1 protein-coding gene is annotated in these 736 nt (G+C 39.4%); it reads left to right on the forward strand.

Features of this window, described 5'->3' with window-relative positions:
* Positions 1–154: 154 nt before the first annotated feature.
* Positions 155–610, forward strand: a complete 456-nt coding sequence (gene tnpA, locus EYB29_RS11255; protein ID WP_166627299.1) for an IS200/IS605 family transposase — start codon at positions 155–157, stop codon at positions 608–610.
* Positions 611–736 lie beyond the last annotated feature (126 nt).

Consider the following 736-nt stretch of genomic DNA (forward strand, 5'->3'; position numbering starts at 1 on the left):
TTAGTGACTTCAGTCGGTTGAGCACGTAGACGTGCGAAACAAATAAACCACACGCTATGCGTGTGGATGAAGTAGCTTTAGCGATAATATGCCCCTTTCTGTATACTAAATAATGGCTACCAACCGCTATTTAGAAAAGAAAGGGGCATATTGAATGTCTAAAGACGACCAAAGTTTATCACATACAAGATGGAATTGTAAGTATCATATAATATTTACTCCTAAGTATAGGAGAAAAGTTGTGTATGGACAACTTCGAAAAGACATAGGGAAAATACTTAGACGATTATGTGATATGAAAGATGTAGAAATTATCGAAGCACATGCGATGCCTGATCATATACACATGCTTGTGAGAATTCCGCCGAAACTGAGTGTTTCTGGATTTATGGGATATTTGAAAGGGAAAAGTGCCGTACTTATCCATGAACAACATGCGAATTTGAAGTACAAATATGGAAACAGAACGTTTTGGGCGAAGGGATACTATGTGAGCACCGTCGGACTGAACCAAAAAACGATTGAAAAGTATATCAGAGAGCAGGAAGCAGATGACAGGGTGCTCGATTCAATTTCAAAACGAGAATACGTGGATCCATTCAAAAAGTAAAACCAAATAAAAGGTAAAGTGAATAGCGGTTGGCAGTCTTTTGAGAGCTCCCTTTAGGGAGTATGTGCGGAATGAGCCCTTATAGGGCTGAAAAAAAGCCACCCGTTATACGGGTGGATACTTACT

The organism is Jeotgalicoccus sp. S0W5 (assembly GCF_011634875.1).
GTDB classification, from domain to species: domain Bacteria; phylum Bacillota; class Bacilli; order Staphylococcales; family Salinicoccaceae; genus Jeotgalicoccus; species Jeotgalicoccus marinus.

What these genes read in the sequence shown, in the direction of transcription:
- tnpA (WP_166627299.1), top strand. Translation starts at nt 155, where the DNA reads ATGTCTAAAGACGACCAAAGTTTATCACATACAAGATGGAATTGTAAG.